Raw genomic sequence first — 23,856 nt, 5'->3', positions numbered from 1 at the left:
CCGGCTCACCACACCGGGTCGACCCCGAGGATCTGCACCGTCCGCTCCCACAGTTCCCGCCCGAACTCCGGATCGTGCGGCTGGGCACCCTTGGGCGGCTGCCGTTCGAGCAGGTGGAAGTAGGCCCCGTTCACCGACTCCGCGTCCGGCGTGGTCGCCAGATGTTCCAGCGGCGCGGCGCCCTGGTCCGGGCTGACCGCCATCCAGCGCCCGAGCGGCGAGTTGATCATCACCTTGCCGAACAGCCCGAACACCCCGTCGTTGCGGAAGAAGTCGCTGGCGACCAGCCCGGGGTGGAAACTCGACGCGGTCAGCCCGCTGCCCGCGGCCCGCAGGGCGAGTTCCTGGGTGAAGAGCACGTTGCCGAGCTTGGAGCGGCCGTAGACGTTGGTGCTGCGGAACCGGCCACGGGCGGAGTTGAGATCGTCCAGGTCCAGCTTGGCCCAGGAGTGCGCGGCACTGGCCGTGGAGATCACCCGCGCGGTGCCCAGCGCCGGCGCGAGCAGGTGCGTCAGCAACACCGGTGCGAGGTAGTTGGCCTGGAAGGTCAGCTCGTGCCCGTCCACGGTGGTGCTGCGCTTGGTGGCCTGTAAACCGGCGTTGTTGGCCAGGATGTCGATCACCGGGTACCGCGCGAGCAGTTCCGCGGCCAGTCGCCGGACCTCGTCGAGGTTGCTGAAGTCGGCCAGGAACGATTGCGCGCCAAGCTCTTCGGCGACTGCCGCGGTCTTCTCCGGGGACCGGCCGACAATCGCCACGGTCGCGCCGAGCTTGGTCAGTCGCCGGGCCGCGGCCGCGCCGACTCCCGCGCTGGCACCGGTGATCACTACAACGCGGCCGTCGAGCCGCAGGGTTTCCGCCATGGGATCGATCTTGCCAGGATGGGCAGAGTTCGCGGGCACTGTCGTTTCAGTGAGGAATGAAGTCAGTAGGGTGGGGCGCACAAAGCGAAAGGCAGCCTGGAGACGGGGTGTCGGCGGAGGGGCTGGGGAGCATGGGGCGCTGGGGTGTGGCGGGGCGGCGGGAGAGGTCGGGGCGGGCCGAAATTCCCGTGGCGCGAGGGATGTCCGTGTGGCGGGGCGGGATTGCCGCGGCGCGGCGGGAGCTGACGGAGCGGGGCGGAATCGTAGTCGGGCGGCGGGCGTTGCCGGGGTGGGGAGGAGTTCCCGTGGCTCGGCGGAAGTCCGCCCGTCGTGGCGGGATTGTCGTGGGAATCCTGGCCTGTGGGCTGATCGCGAGCGCGTGCACCACCGCCGAAATCCCGGAACCGATGCCCGCGCCCAAAGCTGCCCCCGCCGACATCCACCCACCGGGCCGCTCACCCGTCCCACGCCCCGCCACCCTCGAAGACGTGCCCGGCGACCCCGCCCGCCAGCGCTCACTGCGGCTCGAAGAGGAGCTTCGACGGGCGCTGCCTGCCGGGTTGCGGGTAGAGCGGGTCAGCTCCTCTGTGGAGCCCGCGCTGGGCAGCCGCTCCTACGAGATCGGCGCGCTGGTCACCGACGGGACCGGGTACGGCGTGGTGCTGGTGATCTTCACCAGTCCGCCGATCACCTCGGGGGAGCCGGGGTGTTTCAAGCACCAGGAGAAGTTCTGCCGGATCCTGCCGCAGGCCGGCGGCGACACCGTGTCCATGGTGGACCGTAGTGGCGAGAGCGAGCAGCGGGCGATCACGGCCGAGCGGTTCCGGCCGGATCGCAAGCTGCGCCTGACGATCCGGTCCCAGGACGGGGCCGACGAGATGCAGTCCCGGTTCTGGCGGGGTGGGCCACGGCTGGGCCGGGTGCCGCTGAACGCCGACCAGGTGGTGGCGCTCAGTGGGCATCCCGGGTTCACGCCGGACTAGCGCCCGACCCGCGCCGCCGAAGTGCCCAGCCCACGGGGTCCGCCGAGGGCTGAGCGGGTCTTGCGCTGCCACGACTCGGGTCGGTACCGGCGGGTTTCCAGGTGCCATTGGAAGTCCCCGGCCAGCCAGTCGCGCAGGCCGCCGAGGTAGCGCCGGGTGATCGCGGCCGTGGTGGGGTCGTGCCGGGTGAGCAGGGCCGGGATCTCGGTGTGGCACAGGTGCTCGAACAGTTCCAGCCGGGCGGTCAGCAGGTGGCCGGTGCGGATGGTGGCCGACTCGACGCCCTCGCCGAGGAAGGCCGCGTGCACCACGACCGCGTTGCTGACCTCCTGCTCGTACTCGGTCTCGCGGCGGTAGGAGAGCAGGTCGTTGTGCAGGTCCACCACATCGGCGAAAGCCTCGCCGAGTCGCCGCATCGCCGAGCTGTCCCGGATTGCGGCAGGCAGTTCCAGCTCCAGCACCAGTTCGGCCAGCTGGGCGGCCCAGTGCGCGCCACCGGCCAGGCGGCGCATGCCGAGGTAGTCGGCGGGGTCGGGGATCCGGCCCAGCGCGAGGTTGTCGATTTCCCACAGCGCGTCGTCGGCGATGTTGGGCAGGCACTCGGCCAGCCGGGCCCGCCAGGCGGGGGAGGCTGCGGTGCGTTGCCAGAGGTCGCGCAGGGCGTGTTCGACCGGGTTGGATGGGGTCGCGCCGCCAGGGATCCGGGCCAGGCGGTCGAGGAAAGCCCTGGCGCCCAAGGGATCCCGGGTTCGTTTGTGGCGTTCCAGCAGCAGGTCGTCCAGGTACCAGCTCCAGGTGTACCAGTCCGCGACCAGGTTCAGTGTGTCGCCGCGGCCCTCGGGGTGGACCAGGGCGGCGAAGAGCGGGAGGTCGAAGTCGGCGAGGTCCTGCTCGTCCCAGATCGCGAACCAGGGATCCGGTCCGGCCACCAGGCCCATCCGGTGCGCCCAGGCGGTGCTGTGCGCGCGGGTCCGGGTCAGGTCGGGGCTGCGACGCGGCGGGTAGGGCGGCTGCACGGCGCGAGCTTGCGGGGCGAGCGGGCTGCTGTCCACACCTCGAAAGCGTGACACGGGAAAACCGGTGGTCCGCGAAGCCCGGAACGAGCAGCATCGATGATCGTGACCGTCGATCCGCGAGTGCTGGCCCTGATCGCCGCCCGGCACGGGCGGACCCTGCGCGAGGTCGAGCCGCTGCCACCCGGCGTGGCCAACCACTGCTACCGCCTCGGCCCCGACCTGGTGCTGCGCATCCCGCGCGGCGACCCGGCCGAGTTGCGCAAAGAGGCCGCCGTCATCCCGGTCGTGCGCGCCGAGGGTGTCCGCACCCCGGCGGTGCGCAGCTACGACCCGGACCTGCCGTACCTGGTCCTCGATCACGTCCCCGGTGCCGAACTGACCACGCCCGACCCCGTCGCGCTGACCGAGCTGGGCCGTCAGCTCGCCCGCCTGCACCGCGTCACCCCGGCCACCGCCATCCCGTGCGTGCCCACCGACACCGAGTCCGACCCGCGCCCGCTGGTGGACCACCTGGCCACCACCGGCCTGCTCGACCGGTCTGCCGCCGCCTGGCTCACCGACTGGTTCAACCGCCTGGAGTGCTACCGCCCGGCATCGGAACCGGTACTCGTGCACGGCGACATCCACCCGCAGAACCTGCTGGCGCACAACGGTTCCGTCACCCTCGTCGACTGGGGCGACGCGGTCTGGGGCGACCCGGCCACCGACTTCGTCAAACTCCCGCTCGACCACCTCCGGCCCGTGCTCACCGGCTACCTGCCCACCCCGGCCGACCACCCGGCCTGGGCGGCCCGGATCCTCTGGCACCAGCTGTCCTGGGCCCTGGGCCGGCTGCGCAACCCGCGCCCGCGCCCGGACGAACGGCAGTGGAGCGCGCCCCCGTACGCGCGACTGCTGGACCTGCTCCGCTTTCTCGCCGAGGGCCCGCCCGAACCGTGGCGGTCACTGCTGCCGAACTCCCGCGCCGGGAAACACTGACCCACGGTTTACCGCCACCCGGTGGATCCGGCCGGGAACCCATTAGCCGCGGCCAACTCGGGATCCGCGGTGGTAGCGCTTCCGCGCATTGATGCGGTACCACTATGCCTGTGGGATAACCATCAGTGACACGGGCATCGGTGGCTGACTGTTTGCCGAGGGGTGAGCGGGATGGGGGCACAGCCGCCAGAATCCGGCGAGAACGAGGAAACCGGGGCCACCCCGCCGGTTCCGCCGCCCAGCGCGCACAACGATCTCTCTGGACACATCTACGGCGGCGCGGTCCAGGGTTACCGGATCGGGCCAGTGAACTTCCACCAGGTCCCCGGCCAGCGGCACCAGGTACCCAGGCAATTGCCGCCCGCTCCCGCCTGGCTGGTCCATCGCGGTGACGAGCTGGCCACCCTGGATCGGCTGGCCGAGGGTTATCGCCACGACGGCCGGTCCATGGTGGCGGTGCTCAGCGGGTTGAGCGGAGTCGGAAAGACCGCGATCGCACTGCAGTGGGCACACCAGAATCTGGCCCGCTTCGGCGGCGGGCAGCTCTATGCGGATCTGAACGAATACCGTCATCGCGGTGCCGTGGATGTGAATGAGGTGCTCGCCGGTTTTCTGCGCGCGCTGGGCGAGCACCGGCCGTTGCCGATCCGGCTGCCGGAACGGGCGGCGAAGTTTCGCACCATGACCGCCGAGTCGAATGTGCTTGTGCTGCTGGACAACGCCGACCAGCCGGGGCAGGTGCGCGCCTTCCAGCCCGGCTCGCCCGCGGGTGTGGTGCTGGTGACCAGTCGCAGCAAACTCAGCGGCCTCGGATCGGAGGGCGCCGAGCTGATCCCGGTGCACCCCCTGGATCCGGCGCACAGTGTGGAACTGCTGCTGGAGCAGACCCGGCGGGGCAACGCCGAGTACGAACAGGCCATGCTGGAGGTGCTGGCCGAGCTGTGCGCCGGGTTGCCGATGGCGCTGCGGGTGGTGGGCGCGCTGCTGGCGCGCCGGCGGCACTGGTCGCCACAGCGGCTGGTGGACCACTTCAGCGACGAACGGCACCGGCTGAACAGGCTGTCCTCCCGGGACCGGGACCCCTTCGGCCGGCTCTTCGCGGACGCCGCAGGTCAGCTCTCCACCGACGGCCGCGCGATCTACCACTGCGTTGGCGTCCACCCCGGCCCGGATTTCGGCCAGCACGTGCTGGCCGCGGCCACCGGACTGACGCCGGAGGCGGTGGAGGACGCCCTGGACGAGCTGAGCGAGGCGCACCTGGTGGAAGTCACCGGTCCGGACCGCTACCGCATGCACGAACTGGTCAAACTGCACGCTGGTCAGTCCGCGCCACCGGCCGCGGGGCACGCCGAGGTGTTGCGCGGCATCGTGGACTGGTACCGGCACGGGGCGGCCGCCGCGGACCGGGCGGTGCTCGGCGCGGACCGCTGGCGGCTGGCCCCGCGCAGCGAGACCGCGCCGACCTTCGTCTTCGCCGAGGGCAGCGGCACCGGCTGGTTCGAGCTGGAGCGGCGCAACCTGCTGGCCGTAGTGCGCTGCGCGGCCGGGCAGCGCTGGGACGAGGTGGTGTGGCAGCTGTGCGAGGCGCTCTGGCCCGCCTACCACACTCGCCAGCATTTCGCGGATTCCATTGCGGCACACCAGCTTGGCGTGGCCGCGGCGGAGCGGTGCGGGCACCTGACCGCGGAGACCCGGATGCGTAACCAGCTGGCCAGGGCCTGGCTGGAACTGGCCGAGTTCGCCGCGGCCGAACGTGAGCTGGAGGAGGCCCAGACCAGGGCGGCGGCCAGTGGCGAACCCAGGGCCCGCGCGGTGGTGGTGGAGTCCTACGGCGTGTTGCGCAGCAGGCAGAACCGGCTGGCGGAGAGTGCCGGGCACTTCCGGCAAGCGCTGGGCATCAACGAGGAGATCGGCGATGTGCGCGGGATCGCCATGCAGGGCTACCAGCTCGGCGGGGTGTTGCAGCGGCTGGGCGAGCACACCGAGGCGATCGCGGTGATCCAGCAGGCGTTGCTGAAGTTCTACCAGGTCGGCGACGAGTTCTCCGCGGCCCGCGCCCGGATCGTGCTCGGCGACGCGCACGTCGCGCTGGGCCAGGACCGGCAGGCATGTGTGGAACTCCAGGTCGCGGTCCGGATAATGCGGATGCGCGGGCAGCCGGAGCGGGAGGTGCGCGCGTTGCAGGCGCTGGTGGAGATCGCCGGTCGGCTGGCCGATGCCGAACTGCGGCAGATCGCGCTGGACCGGTTGCGCGAGCTGACCGGCGGCACTGCCTCAGACCTGCGGTAGCGGCCGCACGCTCTCCACGCAGACCTCGACCTCGGGGCCGTCGGTGAGCCGTGCGCCGAGTTTGCCGCCGGGTTCCAGCTCACGTCCGCTGACCCGCCAGCGGTAGACCGCGACCGCGGCCAGGAACACCGGCAGCGGCTCGGCGGCGCAGGGCCACAACGAGACCACGCCCAGCGCCGGATCGCGGAAGGTGAGCACGCACCGCTGTTCCGAGACCGCGGCCACCAGTGCGGCCGTGCCCTCGGCGAGTGCCCGCGTGGCCCACTCGGTCAGCTCGGCCCTGGGCAGGGGACCGGTGCGCACGATGATCTCGGCGGTGGCCCGCATCCCGGGGTCGACCTCCTCATCGTCGATCACCAGCAGGTAGTCGGCGGTGTCGCTGAGCCGCCGGAACCGTTGCAGGATCGCCGGAAACCGCTCAATGTCCACAGTGGACTCGGAAACGGTGTCCAGCACGTGGAAGGCGGTGATCGCCGCACCGCGCACCGGCGTCGGCGCGCTGATCGGCAGCATTCGCGGCGGGTGCGCGGGCGGGGCGAGCTGGAGCAGTTCGTAGCAGGTCTGCCGCAGCGTCGCCGCGGACCCGCCGGGCAGGCCCAGGGTGTCGGCGGTGATCTCCACCAGCTCGGCCGAGACGGTGCCGCGCTCGACCTGTCCGCGCAGGTCACCGTGCACGTTGAGGACAGGTGCGGTGCACACCAGCCTGATGGTGACCGAGCCAGGGGTCAGATCGTCCAGGCCGCTGGCGGAGTTGAGGAAGGGCCTGCCCAGCGCCGCGCCGTAGAAGGCGACCGAGCCGTGGTCGCCGATGCTCACATCCGCCGCGATCAGCGCGGCCTGCCAGCTGTCCTCCGGCCGGATCAGCAGCAGCCCGCTGTCCAGGGCGTCCCGGAACCAGGCCCGCACGGTGCCGACCCCGTGGTAGGCCCACACGTTCGGGTGCAACACCAAGGCCACCCGGTAGTGGTCCACCGGCAGCTGCGCGAGCAGCCGTTCCACCAGCTCGTCCCGCTGCCCCAGCAGCGAGCGCTCACCCCAGGTCGAACTGATCAGCACCAGCCGCTGGCCAGGCCCGACGCCCAGCGCCTCCCGGTAGGCCGGGCGCCGGACCTCGGCCGCGCGGATCCGGTCCCAGGTCGGATCGCCGATCACCCTGGCCCGGCCGGCCGCCGCCGGGGTGTGCAGGGCGAGGTCGAGGCGCTGGCGTTCGTGGGAGAGTCCGATGACCGCGGGGAACACCTTGCCGTCCGCGGTCAGCTCATGCGGGGACAGCCCGACCGGGGCGTCCTCCTTGTTGGTGCGGCTGGACAACTGGCGGTTGTACCCGGCTCCGTGCGGCACCACCAGCAATGGCCCGTCCAGTGCGGCCAGCGAGGGATTGACGTGCGCGGCCAGCACCAGGTCGAAGCGGGATTTCGCGGCCACCTCCCAGTCGAGCAGGGTGATGCCGAATCGGTCCAGCTGCCCGTGCAGACCGGCGGTGAATACCGAACCGGAGTCGAGGGTGAAATGCACCGCGACCCGGTTGTCGCAATCCAGTAGCGGCACGATGTCGAGCAACCGGACCAGCGAGGTCAGGTTGCGCACCACGGCGAGGACAGTGCGTTGTGGCCGCACTGTCGCCCACAGGTCAACATCGGGCAGCACGCGACCTCCGGGACAATGGCGCCCGCCAACTGGCGAAGGATACACAGCAACGGGAATCGGCAGAGTTCCGGGTAGAATGGCGCATTGCCAGGGGAAGAGGTGGGGATTGATGGACCCGGTGACACTGGCCGTCGGCGGTGGCCTGGTGCTGCTCGGTTACCTCGGCGGACTGCTCAGCCGCCGCAAGCGCACCCCCGAACCCCCGCTCACCGCCGACTGCGGCTGCGGCCACTCCCTGGCCCTGCACGACCCGGAGGCCGGGACCTGTCACGCCCAGCTGGAGCGGATGACCGCGCACAACAAGTACGCGGGAACCTCCTACGAGCAATCCCAGTGCCCGTGCCGGCAGTACGTGGGGCCGCGGCCGATCGAGGAGTTCCTGGCGCCGAGGTACCTGCCACCCGCCTGACCCGCTTACCGGCGGTGGGCGCAGAACCACCTGTCCGGGATCCGGGTTGATCCGTTGGTGTCCATGGACGGGTGCTCACCAACTCGGTCAGCGACGCGGGCCGGCACGAGGCCGGGGTGCGCCAGCAAGATCGGCGAAGGGCCGCTGCGGCCGACCGCCTGGTACCAGACTCGAAAATCGATCCGCGCCGATACCGCTCGTGGCATACTCGCAGGTGGCACTTGGGCATCGGCGCGGATCTCGCCCTGGTCCGCGACCCTGGCCGTACGGCTGGGCCGCTTTGTGCTGCCATTTTCCGCCCGGCACGGGCGTCTGCGAAGCAGACCCCGGTGGCACTTGGGCCAACTGGTACGCCCGCTTGGGCAAAACCGGCGTACCACTTGGCCCAACTCGTCGAAAGGGGGGATTAGTGGATTGCGCGGAGGAGGCGGGAGACGTTGATGCGGGTTGGGTTGAGGCCTTTTTCGATTTTTTCCAGCATCAGTTCGGCGTTGAGGCGGCCGTAGGCGAGCAGGTCGATGTTGGCCAGGCTGAACTCCGGCCAGGTGTGAATGCTCAGGTGCGATTGGGACAGCACGAGCACCGCGGTCACCGCGCCGTTGGGGAAGATGTGCCCGGTCTCGCCGAGGATGGTCGCGTTGCCCGCGATCGCCGCTGAGCGCAGCAGGTCGAGCAGCACGGGTTCGTCGACCAGGATCGCCGGATCGCGTACCCACACGTCCACCGCGTACGAGCACAGCTCGTCCACCTGTACCTCTGCTGCTTCCGGCTCGCTCATGCCGCCCAGGCTAGGGCTGATCAGGCCGGGCCGCAGGGAGAACACCCGCCGGGGTCACCCGCCGGCCAGGCGGTAGCCGGTGACGACGAGTTCCTGCAGGGCCAGGGCGTCCGCGGCCGGGACCACCGCGCCGGGGTCGATGTTGTTGCGGGCGTTGTAGAAGGCGGTCAGCGCGGCCAGTTCGGGGCGGGCCTGCGCCACCGTGACCGTGCCGTCGGCCAGCCGGAGTTCGCCGCGCCGGAAGTCCAGCACGTGCGTGCCCTCGGCGGTGTGCGCGGTGATCGCCATGGTGACGGTGCGGGCCGCCCGGTCCAGGCGCACCAGCGCGGGCACCCCGGCGAAGCTCAGTCCCAGCTCGGCCTGCTCCTCCACCGGACCACCCGACACCGCGCAGGATCGCACCTCCGGCAGTCCGAACACCGCGACCAGCACATCTAGCGCGTGCACGCCCAGGTCCAGCAGCGCGCCGCCCCCGGCCAGCGCCGGATCGCGGTACCACGGGGTGAACGCCTGCCACAGCCGATCGCCGGGATTGCCCATGCCGAACTCGATGCTGGTGACCTCACTCGCACGTACCGCTGCGGTGAACGGGGGCAGCAACTCGTGGAAGCGGTAGGGCAGGTTGACGCCGAAGAGCGGTCCGTCCACGGTCTGGGCGGCGAACTGGCGAGCCTGGTCGATGTCGGCGGCCAGGGGTTTCTGGCACAGCACCGCGACCCCGGCGTTGAGCGCGGCCAGCGCCGGCGCCACGTGCTCGTTGTTGGGGGTGCAGACCGCGAGCACGTCGGGCCGGGTCCTGGCCAGCACCTCGTGCACCGAGCCGCCGACCCACACCCCGGGTTCGTTGGCGAAGAGTTCGGCGGTGCGGGCCGGGTTGCGATCGCAGGCGCCGACCAGCTCCAGATCGGGGCGGGAGTCCAGGAACGGCAGGTGGTAGCGCTGGGCCACCCGGCCGCAGCCGATGATCGCGACTCTGGTCATGGCGCGGCCTGCCGGGCGGGCGCGAGTTCGGCGGCGAGCTGGTCCAGGCTGATCCGGCCCCGCAGGAAGTCGCCGACCCTGGCCAGCCGGGGCCGTCCGTGCCGCTGCGCGACCAGGGTCCAGAACTGGCCCAGGTCCGCCGCGGTGTGGTGCCGGGCCTGGGGCAGATGGCAGGCGAAGGAGCCGATCAGCCGGAACTCCGCCCCGGCCAGCGCCAGCCGCAGGCCCAGTTCCAGGTCCTCCCCGCCCCACAGCGCGCCGAACCCCTCGTCGAATCCGCCCACCCGCTCGAACAACTCCCTGGGCACGCTGGTGCTGGTGCCGACACAGGCCAGCCAGCGCAGTTCGTGGTAGGCGGGAATCCCGGCCACCGCCTGGGCCACGCCCTCGATGAACGAGCGCTGCGGGCCCAGCCGCCGGTACCGCTGGTCCAGTGCGGGCAGATCCGCCGGGCCCAGGGTGCGGCCGCGGGCGCCGGTCAGCGTGTCGCTGAACCTGGGTGGGTCGGGGGCGAACAGGAACGCGGTCAGGTCGGTGATGCGGCCGTGCGCGACAGTGGCCGGGCCGGGTGCGCTCGCGTGCCGGTGCACCAGGTCCGGGGCGGCCAGGGTGTCATCGTCGAGGAAGAGCAGCAGGTCGCCACTGGCGAGCGCGGCGCCGGCGTTGCGGGCGGCGGCCACGCCCCCGCCGCCGGTTGCCGTCCGGCGCAGGGGAAGTCCGGTGGGCAGGGCGGCGAGCACCGCGTCCACCGCGCCAGGGGTGGGGGAGTCGTCGACCAGCACCACCTCGAACTCGGCCCGGTCCAGGGTCTGCGCGAGCAGGGCGGACAGGGTCAGGTACAGCCGGGTGGTGCGGTCCCTGGTCGGGATGACGACGCTGATCATCGCGCCGCCCTTCTTTCCCTGGAGAACGCGAGTGTCTTCGTGCACGCCATTAGGTCGCGAATACGCGATGCCGACTCAGTGGCATTCGGCATTCCGCTCAATGTAGCGCAGTGCGGCCGCGTCCACTACTGTTCCTTTGTTTCACTGGGTAACTTGAGGGGCCATTGCTCCGACCGAATTAAAACAAGATGGCCGCCGGATTCGCCTGCCGGAAAACGCTAGGATGCGCGATTGGCGGGAAGGGGGCCGGAATGCACTTGCCGTCCGGCGCAACGGAGTGCGACCACCTCGCGGAACTGACGCCGGTAGGCGCCGAACCGGACTTGGCCCCGCTCCAGGTCGATCCCGGGGCGATCGGACCCGCCGCTGTCCCGGCCACGGACCTCCGGTGGCTGACCCTGGGCCCGCCCCGGGCGCCGAGTAGGCCGCCGCCGGCCGCTGCCCCGCGACGGGCCACCCCGGAGACCTCCCAGTAGCAGGCCGCCACCCGGTCCACCAGGTTCATCCGAACAGCGCTCGGTGATCTGCCCGATAGGGAGCCTGGGTCACCCGTATCCCCGCTTACGCTCGCCCGGGATACGTGAGTTGATCAGGAGGAACAGGGTGACGGAGGCGACGGGCTTCGGCGCCGGGCTGCGCAGGCTGCGCACCGAACGGGGGCTCTCGCTGGCCCAGGTGGCCAGCCTGGTGCACTACAGCAAGGGCTACCTGAGCAACGTCGAGAACGGCCGCAAACCGGTCAACCCCGGCCTGGCCCGCAGACTGGACAAGGCCCTGGACGCGGCGGGCGAGCTGACCGGACTGGCCCTGGAGGACGGGCAGCGCTGCCCGTACCAGGGACTGGCCGCCTTCGAGGCCGAGGACGCGGGCTGGTTCTTCGGCCGGGACCGCGCCACCGCGGCCCTGCTGGGCAGGCTGTCCGACTCCAGGACCGCAGGGTTGCCGCTGGTCGTCTTCGGCGTCTCCGGCGCGGGCAAATCCTCGCTGCTGCGGGCCGGACTGGTGCCCGCGCTGGACCGGGGCGCGCTGCCGGAGGCCGGCGGGGTCCAGGTGATCACGCCGACCGCCCGGCCGATGAGCGTGCTGCCCGCCTCGGGTGGGGTGCTGGTGGTGGACCAGTTCGAGGAGGTCTTCACCCTCTGCGAGGACCCGGCCGAGCGCCGGGAGTTCATCAACGCGCTGTGTGCGGCGGCCAAGGCGGACACCCTGGTCGTGCTCGGCGTGCGCGCGGACTTCTTCGGCGCCTGCCTGGCCAATCCGTGCCTGCTGGCCGCGGTGCGGCACAACCAGTTCACCGTGGGCGCGATGCACCGGCGGGAACTCGTCGAGGCCATCACCGGACCCGCCGAGCGCACCGGGCTCGCGGTGGAACCCGGGCTGGTCGAACTGCTGCTGCGCGATCTCGGCGTGGCCGGCGACGACCCGGCCGCCGGGTACGATCCCGGCGCGCTGCCGCTGCTGTCCTACGCGCTGATGGGCACCTGGCAGCAGCGCACCGCCGAGGCGCTGACCGTGGCCGGGTACCAGGTCACCGGCGGCATCGAGGGCGCGGTGGCCGCCGCGGCGGAACGCGCCTACGAACAGCTCGGCCCGGAGGCCCAGGACGCGGCCCGGCGGGTGCTGTTGCGGCTGGTGCGCATCGACGAACGGGATGAGCCGGCCCGCCGCCGGGTCCGGTTCGAGGAACTGCTGTGCGGGGAGGAGAAACCGGCCCAGGCCGCGATCGAGACCCTGGCCGAGGCCCGGCTGCTGGTGCTGGACCGGGACACCGTGGAGATCACCCACGAGGCACTGCTGCGCGCCTGGCCGCGGCTGGGCGACTGGATCGCCGCGGACCGGGAGGGCCTGCGGCTGCACCGCCAGCTCACCCAGGCCGCCCAGGAGTGGACGAGCCTGGGCCACGACCCCGGCGCGCTCTACTCCGGCGCCCGGCTCACCCTGGCCGCGCAGTGGGCCGCCGAGCACGACACCGAACTGACCGGTGGCGAACGGGATTTCCTGCGCGCCAGCGCGGCCGACGGGCAGCGCCGTGCCCGCACCCGGCGCAGGCTGGTCGCCCTGCTCGCGGTGCTGCTGGTGCTGGCCGCCAGCGCCACCGTGGTGGCCACCCAGTCCCAGCGGGCCATGGCCGAACAACGCGACCTCGCGCTGTCGCGGGGCACCATCGCCACCGCGACCTCGTTGCAGGAGAGGGATCCCGCGCTGGCCGTGCAGCTCCGCCTGGCCGCCTACCGCCGGTCGCCTGGCCCGGACACCCGCGATGCCCTGCTGGCCGCGTTCAGCCTGCCCTATCGTGGCCGGTTCGCCGGCCACAGCAGCGATGTGGTCACCATGGCCTTCGCCCCGAGCGGCCCGCTGGCGGCCACCGCGAGCTGGGACCACACCGCCAGGCTGTGGGACATCGCCAACCCGCGGCGGCCGGTCGAACTCGCGCAGCTGCCGCTGGCCGAACAGGCCCGCGCGGTCGCCTTCCACCCCGGCGGCAAGCTGCTGGGCGTCGCGGACGCGAGCAGCCTGCGGCTGTGGGACATCACCGAACCGCGCGGGCCCCGGCCGGTGGCCATCCTGCGCGGCGAGATCACCTGGGTCGCCTTCAGCCCGGACGGCCGGACCGCGGCCACCGGTGACATGAAGGGCAGCACCACGCTGTGGGACATCAGCGATCCGGTGCAGCCCAGGGAAACGCACAAACTGCCCGGCCACCTCTCTGGGGTCACCTCCATCGCGTTCAGCCTGGACGGCAAGCTGCTGGCCACCTCCGGCGACGCCACCGCCCGGGTCTGGGAGCTGGGCGGCGGCGTGCCCCGGCTGCGTGGCGTGCTCACCGGGCACACCGCCTCGCTGCGCACCATCGCGATCAGCCCGGACGGCGCCACCCTGGCCACCGCCAGCTGGGATCACACCGTCCGGCTGTGGCGCACGGCCGACCTGCACGCGCTGGCCACCGTCAACGCGCACCAGTCCATCGTGTGGTCGGTGGCGTTCAGCCCGGACGGCCGCAGGCTGGCCAGCACCGGTGGCAACACCATCCTGTGGGAGGTCGCCGATCCGGCCGCGCCACGCAGGCTGAGCACGCTGCCCGGCGGCACCTACGCGGTGGCCTTCAGCCCCGACGGCAACACCGTGGCCACCCCGGACTGGGTGCAGGACCTGCGTGAACTGCCGCTGACCGGGCACGAGGACGTGGTCACCACAGTCGTGTTCAACCCGAAGGGCGATCTGCTGGCCACCGGGAGCTGGGATCGCACGGTCCGGGTGTGGGACGCCCGCCGCCCGCGCCCGCTGGCCGTGCTGACCGGCCCGGCCGCCTTCGTGCGCGTGGTGGCCTTCAGCCCGGACGGGACCCTGCTGGCCGCGGGCAGCGAGGACGGCTCGGTGTGGCTGTGGGACGTCAGCGACCCGGCCGCCATCCGGCCGCTGCCGCCGATCGTCGTGGGGGCGGGGGAGGTCGGCCACCTCGCGTTCAGCCAGAACGGCAAGCTGCTGGCCACCGCCGGGCACTACTGGGTGACCCTGTGGGATCTCCCGCAGCGCCGCGAGCTGTCCCGGCTGAGCAACTCCACCACCGGCAACCTGCTGGTCGCCTTCAGCCCGGACGACCGGGTGCTGACCACCTGGGCCAGGTCCAGCCCGCCCCGGCAGTGGCTGATCACCGACCCCGAACGCCCGGCCGAACAGGCCCGCCCGGCCGGTGACAGGTCGGCGAGCACCGGCACGCTGAGCCCGGACGGCCGGATCCTGGCGCTCTACCACTACGAGGAGCGCACCGTGCGGCTGCTGGACCAGAGCGGTGAACTGGCCGTGCTGCCTGGGCAATCGCTGCTGTACCGGCTGACCTTCGCCCCGGACGGCAAGCGACTGGCGGGGGCCGCGGAGGACGGCGTGGTGCGGGTGTGGGACCTGAGTGACCCGCGAGTGCCGGTCGAACAGGCCCGGCTGGCCGGGCACAGCGGACCGGTGCCAGGGGTGGCGTTCAGCCCGGACGGCGCCCAGCTGGTCACCAGTGGCAACGACCGTGCGGTGCGGCAGTGGGACACCGATCCGGACCGGGTGGCGGCCAAGATCTGCCAGGTGGCCTACCCGCGGATCAGCCCGGAGGTGTGGGAGCGGTACTTCCCCGGACTGGAGTACCAGCCACCCTGTCCGGCCTGAGCGGGGCCCTGGCGCGCACCCGCCCGCCAGGGCCACCGGGCCGGGCTCAGAAGCGGAACAGCCAGGTCTGCTGGGGTGACCCGTTGCACGGCGTGGAGTCCGCGACCCTGGCATCGTGGTTGGCGGTCAGGCAGAAGGTGCTGTTGCGGTACAGGATTTTCCCGTCCGGCCGAGGATCCCAGGTCTGACCGAGGAAGTTCCACGGCTTGCAGCGCAGGGCCTGCACCGGGTTGTGGTTGATCTCCAGGCAGTCACCGGTCCGGGTGTTGACGATCGTGTTCCCGCCGCTGCGTACCCACCTGGCCGAGTTGGCGAAGACGGGAATGCAGGGCAGGAGCCGCACTACGTCGTCAACCTGGGTCATGCACGGCCCGATCGCGTTGCCGGCCCTGATGGTGGTCCCCGCCGCCGCCGGCCCTGCCGCGGCGGTGGGCGTGCTGGTCAGTGCCACCAGGGCCAGTGCGATCCCCAGGACACGGCTGCGTGCCTGCATGCTGTTCTCCTTCGTGCGTGGATACCTGGACCGGATCCTGGCAGCAAGATCACGGCACCGGCCGCGCCGGACCGAAGGGCTGCCCACCAGAGCGCCCGAACGGGCCTGACCGTGACAAAACCATTACGTGGCAAGGACAAAACGCGGACACGGCGGCCCGAGAGTGGACGGGTCGACGGCGGGCGCACGGAGGGTGCGCCCGCCGGACCCCTGTCTTGTTCTCGAAGGAGTGGTTGTCCTGAAACACATTTCCGTTGCCGCCGCGACCGCGGCAGCGCTGCTGCTGACCACCGCCTCGCCCGCCGGCGCCACCGCGATCGGCGATGTCCAGCAGGCCATGGCGAAGGTGGCCGCGACAGCCGGCGCCGTGGGCGTGATCGGCGGCGTGTACCTGGACGGCAAGCTCGCCGGCCGGGGCACCGCCGGATCGCGGCTGCTCCACGGCGAAGGCGGCCCGATCCCGGCCGACGCCCGGTTCCGCATCGGCTCGCAAACCAAGACCATGGCGGCCACCACGCTGCTCAAGCTGGTCGAGGAGGGCCGGATCGGTCTGGACGGCAAGCTCGCCACCCTGCTACCCGAGGTGGCCGCCGACGGGCTGGTGGCGCGCGCCGACGAGATCACCGTGCGGCAGCTGATCCAGCACACCTCCGGCGTCCCCGACTGGTACTCCCGCCCCGGCTCGACCGAACCGGCGTTCGACGTCTTCGACTTCACCACCCACTACCGGCCGCTCGACGTCGTGAAGATGACCAGGGGCCTGCCGCGCACCGGCGAGCCGGGCGAGAAGTTCACCTACTCCAACACCGGCTACACCCTGATCGGCATGATCATCGAGAAGGTGACCGGGCGCGGCCTGGCCCGCGAACTCGACCGGCGGCTCTTCCAGCCACTCGGCATGACCCAGACCTATCTCGCCACCAAGCCCCCGGAGGGCATCAAGGGCCCGCACGGGCACGGCTACTACCCCGACGCCACCGGCACTCCGCGCGATGTGGACCGCCTCAACGCCAGCTTCGGCGCCGCCGCCGGCGGCGTCATCTCCACCACCCGGGACATCAGCGCCTTCTACCGGGCCTTCCAGCAGGGCAAGCTGCTGCCGCCGGAGCTGCAGGAGGTCATCACCCGTGGCCCCCAGGGCCGTGCACGGCCGGGCGCCGGGCAGTGCGGTGACGACCTGCGGATCTTCGGCGGCACCGCGCCCGGCTACAGCGCGGTGACCCTCACCTCGACCGATGGCAGGCGGCAGATCGCCGTCGGCGCCACCCGGAGTCTGGCCGACGACAACACCGTCATCTCCGCGATGATCGAGGCGGCCCAAGCCGTGCTCTGCCCGGCGGGCTGACGCTCCACACTGGCGGTCCACCTGACCAGGTCGCCGCTCCCGGCGGAGAGCGACGGCCGGTCAGGTGGTCAGCCGTGCGGGTTGAACGGGATGCCAGCCGGCTTGGCCTTCTCCAGCTCCCAGCCGAACGCGCTGTCCTTCAGCCCGAACCCGGCACTGCCGAAGTCGGCCTGCACCAGGCGATCCCGGATCCCGGCCGGATAGTTGTCCCAGCCCACCAGGGTCGGGTACTGCCAGGCGCCCTTGTGGTTCTCCGGCGGCTCGGTGGCGCTGGCGTGCCGGAAGCAGTGCGTGCTGATCCCGTCCTTGTGATAGACGATCTTCGCGTGCGTGCCCTCCCAGGCGACCTGCGAGGAGGGCTTGGTGGTGTATTTGCCATGCGCGGAGGTCGAGACGTGCTGCGCGGCGCCGTTCTGCACCCAGATCACCACGTGCTCGATGTCGTGCCGGTGCCCGCTCTCGATCCCGGCCAGGGCCTGGTCCTTCTCGAAGTACAGGTCGTACATGTAGGCGCACCAGCCGTTGTTGCACCGGGCGCGGGAGTAGGAGTTGGTGTTGTTCAGGTCGGAGAGGTCCCGGCAGTTGCCGTTGAGCGCGCCGGTGGGCTTGAGTCCCGGGTTGAGCGTGCCGTCCGGACCGATCGCGGGACTGGAGTAGCAGCCGTCCCCGTCGTAGTCGAAGGCAGGCTGCCAGCGCTGGTCCTCCGCCGGCGCGCTGCCGGGCAACGCGCGTGGCGGGTCGGCGTGGGCCGCGCCGGGTAGCAGCAGCGCCACCGCGGCCGCACCAACGATTGCATTGAGAGTCAACGAAAGCTTGCCGAACCGCCGTTTCCTGCCGTTCTCGGCCAATGGCACAGCACTGTGCTGCAAGGGGACCTCCCGGACCGGTGGGGGCGGCGGTTGTTGTCGTTGACCATGGTTCAGTGCGCACCCGCCGGTCCGTCAAGGGCCGGGCGGCGGTCACCGCCCGGCCACTCGAAGGTTCCCGGATTGATCAACTGACGTTCACCGGGCGGTGCGCCGATCAGGCTTGCGCCCGGCTATTCCGGCGGCGCGCCCCGCCAGCGCCATCCGCTCTGCCGCGGCTGGTCCGGCAGGCCGGCCCGGCCGGTCGCCCACAGCAGCACCCGCCACGGGTCCAGGCCGGTGAGCTGGGCCGTGGTGTGCGGGAACATCCGGGTCAGCACCCGCGCGCACACCGCCCGTGGCGGATCCAGTGCCAGCCCCAGCCCTGCGGCCAGGTCATGGCCGTGTACCAGCATCTCCACGCAGCCCATCCCGGCGAACCCGGCCGGATCCGCCAGCCCGGTCGGGTGGTACGCCCGGGTCTCCGGCGGCGCGGTGCGCACGGCGGCGGACAGCAGGCGGCTGCCGGTCACCGCGAACTCCAGCAATTCGGCGCTGGTGGCGTCCTTGTCCGCGAACGCCTCGAACCGGACGTAGTGGTCGGTGGGCCGGGCAACCAGTTGGGCGGCATAGGAGAGCAGGCAGTCGCCGAGGTGTTCGGCGGTGTGCCGGGCGGTCCAGTCGCCGGTGCCGGGCACCGCGGACCAGTCCTGGCCGGTCGCTGGGGCGAGGATCGCCGCGACGTGCGCGGTGACCGTGTCGAGGTCGTCGGTGTGCACGGTGGGTCAGTGTGCCGGGGCCTGGTCACCGGTGCTCGGTAGGTTCTGGGGCGTTGGCCGGCAAGGCTGGAGGGCATGCGGTGGGGTTGGGGTTGCTCGGGCAGGCGGTGGTCATGTTCGTGGTGACCAATGTGGACGACATCGTGTTGCTCGCTCTGTTCTTCGGCCAGGCCACCGGCAGCCGGGGGGTGATCCGGGTGGTCGCCGGTCAGTACCTGGGCTTCGCCGGGATCCTGGCCGCCTCGATCGTCGGCGCCCTGGGTGCCGGGTTGTTGCCCGCACCGGTGATTCCCTACCTCGGGCTGCTGCCCCTGGTGCTCGGGCTGCGTGCGGGCTGGCAGGCGTGGCGGGAGCGGCGGTCCGGCGGGGAGGACGAGTCGGAGGTGCCGGGCGCGGGTCCGACGGTGGCGGCCGTTGCCGCGGTCACCTTCGCCAATGGCGGGGACAACATCGGTGTGTACGTCCCGGTGTTCGCCAACGCCGGGACCACCGGGCTGATTGTCTACACCGTCGTCTTCCTCCTTCTAGTCGGCGTGCTGTGTGTGCTGGGCCGGTACTTCGCCACCCGGCCGCTGGTCGCCAGGGCGCTGGCCCGGTGGGGGCACGTGGCGCTGCCGGTGGTGCTGATCGGCATTGGGCTGCTGATCCTCGTTGAGGGCGGCGTGTTCCGGCTCTGACGCTGGTCAGCGAGGGGTCTTGCGGAACAGGAGTAAGACGACGGCGGCCATGGCGGTCAGTAAGGCCGCGCTGAGTCCGCCCAGGGTGTTCAGGGCGGTGGTGAAGGCGGATCGGGCGGTGCTGAGCAATGCGGTGGCGGCCTCCGGGGAGAGTTGGGTGGCGGTGCTGAGGGCGCCGGAGAGAGTGTCCTTGGCTAGATCCGGGGTGTCCTGGGGGAGTCCGGCGCGGTAGACGGCGGCGCCGATGCTGCCCAGGACACCGACGCCGGCGGCGATGCCGAACTCCATGCTGGTCTCGGACAGCGCGGAGGCCGAGCCCGCCTGGGCGACCGGCGCGTTGCCGACGATCAGGTCCGGGCCGAGGGCCATCAGTGGACCGTTGCCGAGGTAGACCAGGACAAAACCGGTGACCAGCAGGGGTAATCCGGACACTGGATCGACGAAGGCCAGCAGCAGGTAGCCGAGGGCGGCCACCGCCAGCGCGGCGGCCAGGATCCGGCCGGGTGGGAAGCGGCGGGCCAGGGCCGGGGTGAGCAGCGAGGTGACGATCATGGCGCCGGCGGCGGGCAGCAGCCACAGTCCGGCGGTGAGCGGGGACAGGGACTGGACCTGTTGCAGGTACTGGGACAGGAACAGGTAGACCGCGCCGACCACGCCGATGCCGACCATCAGCACCACCAGGGCGGCGGTGAATGTCCTGGTGCGGAACAGGGTCAGGTCGAGCAGTGGGTCGGGCAGGCGGCGCTGGCGGCGGATGAACAGCACCGCGCACAGCACACCGACGGCCAGGGCGGGCAGGCTCCGGGCGAGTTCGCCGCCGCGGGAGAGGTCCTTGATGCCGTAGATCAGCGGCAGGATCGCGGCCAGGGACAGCAGGATGCTCGCCAGGTCGATCCGGCCCGGCCGGGCACGTGGGGCGCGGTACTCCGGGAGCAGGAACGGGCCGGTGAGCAGGAGGAGCAGCATCACCGGGACACCGGCCAGGAAGACCGAGCCCCACCAGTACCACTGGAGTAACAGGCCGCCCAGGATCGGGCCGAGCGCGATGCCGGCGGAGAAGCAGGTGGCCCAGACCCCGATCGCGGTGGCGCGCTGGCGCGGGTTGACGAACATGGTGCTGAGCAGGGCCAGGGTCGAGGGCATCAGGGTGGCGCCCGCGATGCCGAGCAGGGCCCTGGCGGCGATGAGCACGGCCGGACTGCTCGCGTACGCGGCGGCGACCGAGGCCAGGCCGAAGGCCGCCGCGCCGATCAGCAGCAGGCGACGCCGGCCGATGCGGTCGCCGAGGGTGCCCATGGTGACCAGGAAGCCGGCGATCATGAAGCCGTAGCTGTCCACGATCCAGAGCAGTTCGGTGCTGGTGGGGCGCAGGTCGGCGCCGAGTTGGGGCAGGGCCAGGTACAGCACGGTGGCGTCCATGGCCAGCAGCAGGGTGGGCAGGGCCAGCACGGCCAGGCCAAGCCAGTCACGCAGACCGGCCTGGGGTGTGGTTGCGGTTGTGGTGTGCACGGGTCCTCGGCGGGTGGGAGTGGGTGTCGGGGATCAGGCTGCCGGGGCGGTCGCACGAAAAGCGCACGAAGTTCGCACGGGGCGGGGTTGTCGGGGAGGTGGGCTAGCGTCGGGTTCGTGCGTTTTGGAGTGCTGGGTCCGCTGGCCGTGTGGACGGCGGCGGACGTGCCGGTGCGGATCCCGGAACCCAAGGTCCGCGCGCTGCTCGCCGTCCTGCTGGTGCAGGAGGGCAGGCCGATGCCGCCCGCCCGGATCATCGCCGAGCTGTGGGGTGATCAGCCGCCGGGCAACCCGGCGAACACCTTGCACACCAAGCTCTCCCAGCTCCGCCGGCTGCTGGCGAAGGCCGAGCCGGGTGCCCGGCCGTTGCTGGTCCGCGAGTCCGCCGGGTACGCGCTGACCCTCGGCCCGGACGCGCTGGACCTCACCCGGTTCCGCGCCCTGGTCGCCACCGCCGGGCGGACAGCCGACCCTGGTGACCGCGCCGGTCTGCTCGGGCAGGCGCTGGCGCTCTGGCGCGGGGCGGCCCTGGCCGATCTGGCCGGGGAGGAGTTCGCCGAGGCGGCGATCGCCCGCTGGGAGGAGGAGCGGCTGGTCGCGATCGAGGACCGGGCCCGGACCCGGCTGCTGCTCGGTGAGCCCGCCGCGCTCGCCGCCGAGCTGGCCGAACTGGCCGCCGTGCACCCGCTGCGGGAACGCCTGCAGGCCGCCTACCTGGGCGCACTGCACCAGGCGGGCCGCCAGGGCGAGGCGTTCGCCGGGTACGAGCGGCTGCGCGCGGAACTCGCCGACCAGCTCGGGGTGGATCCCGGCCCCGAACTGCTCGACCTGCACCAGGTGATGCTGCGACCACCCGCCCCGGCGCCCCCGCCCCGCGGCAACCTGCCCGCGCCGCTGACCGGACTGCTCGGCCGGGCCGAGGCGGTCCGTGCGGTCGGCGCGCTGCTGGGCCAGTCCCGGCTGGTGACGCTGACCGGCGCGGGCGGGGTGGGCAAGACCCGGCTCGCGCTGGCCGTGGCCCACCAGGCCAGGACCGCCTTCGCCGACGGTGTCTGGCTGGTCGAACTGGCCGGGCTGGACCGCGGGCAGACCCCGGCCGGCATTGCCGAAGTGGTGGCCGCCGCGCTCGATCTGCGGGCCGGACCAGGCAGTGCGCAGGGCCCCGGCTGGGTGGTGACGGCGTTGCGGGACAAGGAGATCCTGCTGGTGCTGGACAACTGCGAGCACGTGGTCGAGGCGGTGTCGGCCTGGACCGCCGAGCTGCTCGCGGCCGCGCCGCGGGTCCGGGTGCTGACCACCGGCCAGGAGGCGCTGGGCCGCACCGGCGAGACGGTGTGGCCGGTGCCGCCGCTGGCGGCCGAGGACGCGGTCCGGCTCTTCGCCGCCCGCGCGGCCGACCGGCAACCCGGCTTCACCCTGACCGCGGACAACACCGAGGTGGTCGCCGAGATCTGTCGTCGCCTGGACGGTCTGCCGCTGGCCCTGGAACTGGCCGCGACCCGGGTGCGGCTGCTCGGTGTAGGCGAGGTGCGGGCCCGGCTGGACGACCGGTTCCGGCTGCTCGCGCAGGGCGAACGCGCAGCCCCGCACCGCCAGCGCACCCTGCGCGCGGTGGTCGACTGGTCCTGGGAGCTGCTCGATCCGGCCGAACAGCTGGTGCTGCGCAGACTGGCCGTGCACGCCGACGGCTGCACCCTGGCCGCGGCCGAGGCGGTGTGCGCGGGCGGGCCGGTGGCGCCGGAGGAGGTGCTGGGACTGCTGGGCAGGCTGGTGGACCGGTCCCTGGTCGAAGTGTCCGATGTGGACGGTCCGAGGTACCGGCTGCTGGAGTCCGTCGGCGCCTACTGCCTGGAGCGGCTGGCCGAGGCGGGCGAACTGGCCGAGGTGCGGGCCGCGCACCGCGGCTACTACCTGGCCCTGGCCGAACGCGCCGAGCTGCGCGGCCCGGCCCAGCGGGACTGGCTGCGCCGGCTGGACCTGGAGAGCGCCAACCTGCGGCGGGCGCTGGAGGGCGCGGTGGCCGAGGGCAACGGGGTGGCGGCGTTACAGGTGGCGCGGGCCCTGCTCTGGTACTGGTTCCTGCGCGCACGACTGTCCGAGGCCCGGCGGCACTTCGCCGCCGCACTGTCCCTTGTGGACAACCCGGCGCCGTCGATCACCGCCTGCGTGGAGGGGATCGCGCTGCTCGACGGCGACCGCCCGGTCCAGGGGCCGGTCCCGGCAGATCCGTTCGGCGCCTGGTTCCTCGGCTACTGCCGCTATGCCACCGGTGACTTCGCCGGGAGCACGGCCCCGCTCAGCGCGGCGCTGGCCGCCTTCGAACAGCGCGGCGACCAGTGGGGCCGCGCGGTGGCGGCCAGCACCAGGGCTGCCGTGGGACTGCTGCTCGGCGACCTGGCGCAGGCCCGCCGGGACGCCCTGCTCGGCGCGAAGCTGGCCGAGCGGACCGGTGACCGCTGGGCCCGGTCCCTGGCCGCCGGACCACAGGCCGAACTGGCCGAGATCGCCGGTGACTACGCCCAGGCCCGGCGCTGCCACGCGGACGGCCTGGCCTGGGCCGAGGACCTGGGCCTGTGGCTGGAGGCCGGGGAACGCCTCGGTGGGCTGGGCCGGATCGCGATGCTGTGCGGCGAGCACGAGGCGGCCAGCAGTCACCACGAGCGGGCCAGAGAACTGGCGCGGACGCACGGTTTCGAGTCCGGCCGGATCCACGCCGAGATCGGACTGGCCCTGGGCGCCCGGCGGCGGGGCGCGCTGGCCGAGGCCGAGCGGTGGCTGCACGGGTTGCTGGAGTGGCACACCCGCGCCGGACAGCACCACGGCACCGCGCTGGTGCTGGCGGAACTGGGCTTCGTGGCCGAACTGCGTGGGGACGCGGCGACCGCGCTCGCCCGGCAGCAGGCCGGGCTGGTGGCGGCCAGGGACAGCGGTGATCCACGAGCGGTCGCGCTGGCCCTGGAAGGACTGGCCGGAGCCAGCGCGGTAGGCGGGGAATTCGTCGTGGCAGCCCGGTTGCTCGGGATGGCCGCGGCGATCCGCGAGTCGGTCGGCGCGCCGCTGCCCTCCGCCGAGCGTGGGGATGTCGACCGGATCAGTGGGCTGGTGGCCGATGCGCTGGGCGAAGCGGGATGGTCGGCGGAACTGGCGCGGGGCCGGGAAATGCCGCTGGGGCAGGAGGACGCCGTCGTGGCGTTGGCCGGTGGGTGAGCGGTCCGCCGGGCGCCGTGG

The 23,856-nt window shown here is 72.3% G+C and carries 18 protein-coding genes; 8 read left to right on the top strand and 10 right to left on the bottom strand.

The features are described from left to right. Nucleotides 1-5 precede the first annotated feature (5 nt). Entirely contained in the window at nt 6-863 is an 858-nt protein-coding gene (locus MZC64_RS15080) for an SDR family NAD(P)-dependent oxidoreductase (RefSeq protein WP_247756530.1), read from the bottom strand. 305 nt (nt 864-1,168) lie between these two features. On the opposite strand from MZC64_RS15080, the gene MZC64_RS15075 reads away from it, so the two are divergent. After that, nucleotides 1,169-1,846: a hypothetical protein gene (locus tag MZC64_RS15075; RefSeq protein WP_247756532.1), complete on the top strand. Its 678-nt coding sequence runs from the start codon at nt 1,169-1,171 to the stop codon at nt 1,844-1,846. On the opposite strand, the gene MZC64_RS15070 is transcribed toward MZC64_RS15075, so the two are convergent. Continuing rightward, the gene (locus tag MZC64_RS15070; protein WP_247756534.1) at nt 1,843-2,898 is read right to left on the bottom strand and encodes a hypothetical protein; all 1,056 of its coding nucleotides are present in this window, start codon (nt 2,896-2,898) and stop codon (nt 1,843-1,845) included. The two genes, MZC64_RS15075 and MZC64_RS15070, sit on opposite strands and share 4 nt — an antisense overlap. 60 nt (nt 2,899-2,958) lie before the next feature. Between MZC64_RS15070 and MZC64_RS15065 the strand changes: the two genes are divergently transcribed. Both MZC64_RS15065 and MZC64_RS15060 read left to right on the top strand, forming a co-directional pair. Next, nucleotides 2,959-3,840 (top strand): phosphotransferase family protein, encoded by an 882-nt coding sequence (locus MZC64_RS15065; RefSeq protein WP_247756536.1) that lies wholly within the window; start codon nt 2,959-2,961, stop codon nt 3,838-3,840. Between the two features lie 171 nt (nt 3,841-4,011). Further along, nucleotides 4,012-6,129 carry an NB-ARC domain-containing protein gene (locus tag MZC64_RS15060; RefSeq protein ID WP_247756538.1) on the top strand — a complete coding sequence of 706 codons (2,118 nt, stop codon included), beginning with the start codon at nt 4,012-4,014 and terminating at the stop codon, nt 6,127-6,129. Here the strand turns inward: MZC64_RS15060 and MZC64_RS15055 are convergent. Then, entirely contained in the window at nt 6,115-7,776 is a 1,662-nt protein-coding gene (locus MZC64_RS15055) for a hypothetical protein (RefSeq protein WP_247756540.1), read from the bottom strand. The genes MZC64_RS15060 and MZC64_RS15055 overlap by 15 nt on opposite strands. Nucleotides 7,777-7,885: 109 nt before the next feature. Here MZC64_RS15055 and MZC64_RS15050 point away from each other — a divergent pair, with 109 nt between their 5' ends. Then, nucleotides 7,886-8,185, top strand: a complete 300-nt coding sequence (locus MZC64_RS15050; RefSeq protein ID WP_247756542.1) for a hypothetical protein — start codon at nt 7,886-7,888, stop codon at nt 8,183-8,185. Between the two features lie 406 nt (nt 8,186-8,591). Here MZC64_RS15050 and MZC64_RS15045 read toward each other — a convergent pair whose 3' ends face one another. Genes MZC64_RS15045 through MZC64_RS15035 form a run of 3 tightly spaced genes read right to left on the bottom strand, consistent with a single transcriptional unit; the run spans nt 8,592 to nt 10,828 of the window. Further along, a complete protein-coding gene (locus MZC64_RS15045; protein ID WP_247756544.1) occupies nt 8,592-8,963 on the bottom strand; it encodes an S-adenosylmethionine decarboxylase family protein in 372 nt (123 codons plus the stop codon). Between the two features lie 54 nt (nt 8,964-9,017). After that, on the bottom strand, nt 9,018-9,944 hold the full coding sequence (locus MZC64_RS15040; RefSeq protein WP_247756546.1) for a Gfo/Idh/MocA family protein: 927 nt from the start codon (nt 9,942-9,944) through the stop codon (nt 9,018-9,020). Then, nucleotides 9,941-10,828, bottom strand: a complete 888-nt coding sequence (locus MZC64_RS15035) for a glycosyltransferase family 2 protein (protein WP_247756548.1) — start codon at nt 10,826-10,828, stop codon at nt 9,941-9,943. The genes MZC64_RS15040 and MZC64_RS15035 overlap by 4 nt, the downstream gene beginning before the upstream one ends. Nucleotides 10,829-11,431: 603 nt before the next feature. Here MZC64_RS15035 and MZC64_RS15030 point away from each other — a divergent pair. Next, nucleotides 11,432-14,980 (top strand): helix-turn-helix domain-containing protein, encoded by a 3,549-nt coding sequence (locus tag MZC64_RS15030; protein ID WP_247756550.1) that lies wholly within the window; start codon nt 11,432-11,434, stop codon nt 14,978-14,980. Between the two features lie 46 nt (nt 14,981-15,026). On the opposite strand, the gene MZC64_RS15025 is transcribed toward MZC64_RS15030, so the two are convergent. Next, on the bottom strand, nt 15,027-15,473 hold the full coding sequence (locus MZC64_RS15025; RefSeq protein WP_247756552.1) for an RICIN domain-containing protein: 447 nt from the start codon (nt 15,471-15,473) through the stop codon (nt 15,027-15,029). Between the two features lie 229 nt (nt 15,474-15,702). Between MZC64_RS15025 and MZC64_RS15020 the strand changes: the two genes are divergently transcribed. Beyond that, on the top strand, nt 15,703-16,818 hold the full coding sequence (locus MZC64_RS15020) for a serine hydrolase domain-containing protein (RefSeq protein WP_247756554.1): 1,116 nt from the start codon (nt 15,703-15,705) through the stop codon (nt 16,816-16,818). 68 nt (nt 16,819-16,886) lie between these two features. Here the strand turns inward: MZC64_RS15020 and MZC64_RS15015 are convergent, their stop codons facing one another. Both MZC64_RS15015 and MZC64_RS15010 read right to left on the bottom strand, forming a co-directional pair. Then, nucleotides 16,887-17,591: an NPP1 family protein gene (locus MZC64_RS15015; protein WP_247797703.1), complete on the bottom strand. Its 705-nt coding sequence runs from the start codon at nt 17,589-17,591 to the stop codon at nt 16,887-16,889. A 266-nt stretch (nt 17,592-17,857) separates the two neighbouring features. Next, nucleotides 17,858-18,442 carry a maleylpyruvate isomerase N-terminal domain-containing protein gene (locus tag MZC64_RS15010; protein ID WP_247756558.1) on the bottom strand — a complete coding sequence of 195 codons (585 nt, stop codon included), beginning with the start codon at nt 18,440-18,442 and terminating at the stop codon, nt 17,858-17,860. Nucleotides 18,443-18,522: 80 nt separating this feature from the next. Here MZC64_RS15010 and MZC64_RS15005 point away from each other — a divergent pair, with 80 nt between their 5' ends. Beyond that, the gene (locus MZC64_RS15005; protein ID WP_247756560.1) at nt 18,523-19,119 is read left to right on the top strand and encodes a cadmium resistance transporter; all 597 of its coding nucleotides are present in this window, start codon (nt 18,523-18,525) and stop codon (nt 19,117-19,119) included. A 6-nt stretch (nt 19,120-19,125) separates the two neighbouring features. On the opposite strand, the gene MZC64_RS15000 is transcribed toward MZC64_RS15005, so the two are convergent. Continuing rightward, a complete protein-coding gene (locus tag MZC64_RS15000) occupies nt 19,126-20,628 on the bottom strand; it encodes an MFS transporter (protein ID WP_247756562.1) in 1,503 nt (500 codons plus the stop codon). A gap of 117 nt (nt 20,629-20,745) precedes the next feature. On the opposite strand from MZC64_RS15000, the gene MZC64_RS14995 reads away from it, so the two are divergent. Then, complete coding sequence (locus tag MZC64_RS14995) at nt 20,746-23,835, top strand: BTAD domain-containing putative transcriptional regulator (protein WP_247756563.1); 3,090 nt, start codon at nt 20,746-20,748, stop codon at nt 23,833-23,835. Nucleotides 23,836-23,856 lie beyond the last annotated feature (21 nt).

Origin of the sequence: Crossiella sp. S99.2, assembly GCF_023094165.1 — a bacterium.
In the GTDB taxonomy this organism is placed as follows: domain Bacteria; phylum Actinomycetota; class Actinomycetes; order Mycobacteriales; family Pseudonocardiaceae; genus Crossiella.
This window is presented reverse-complemented; position numbering and strand designations above follow the sequence as displayed.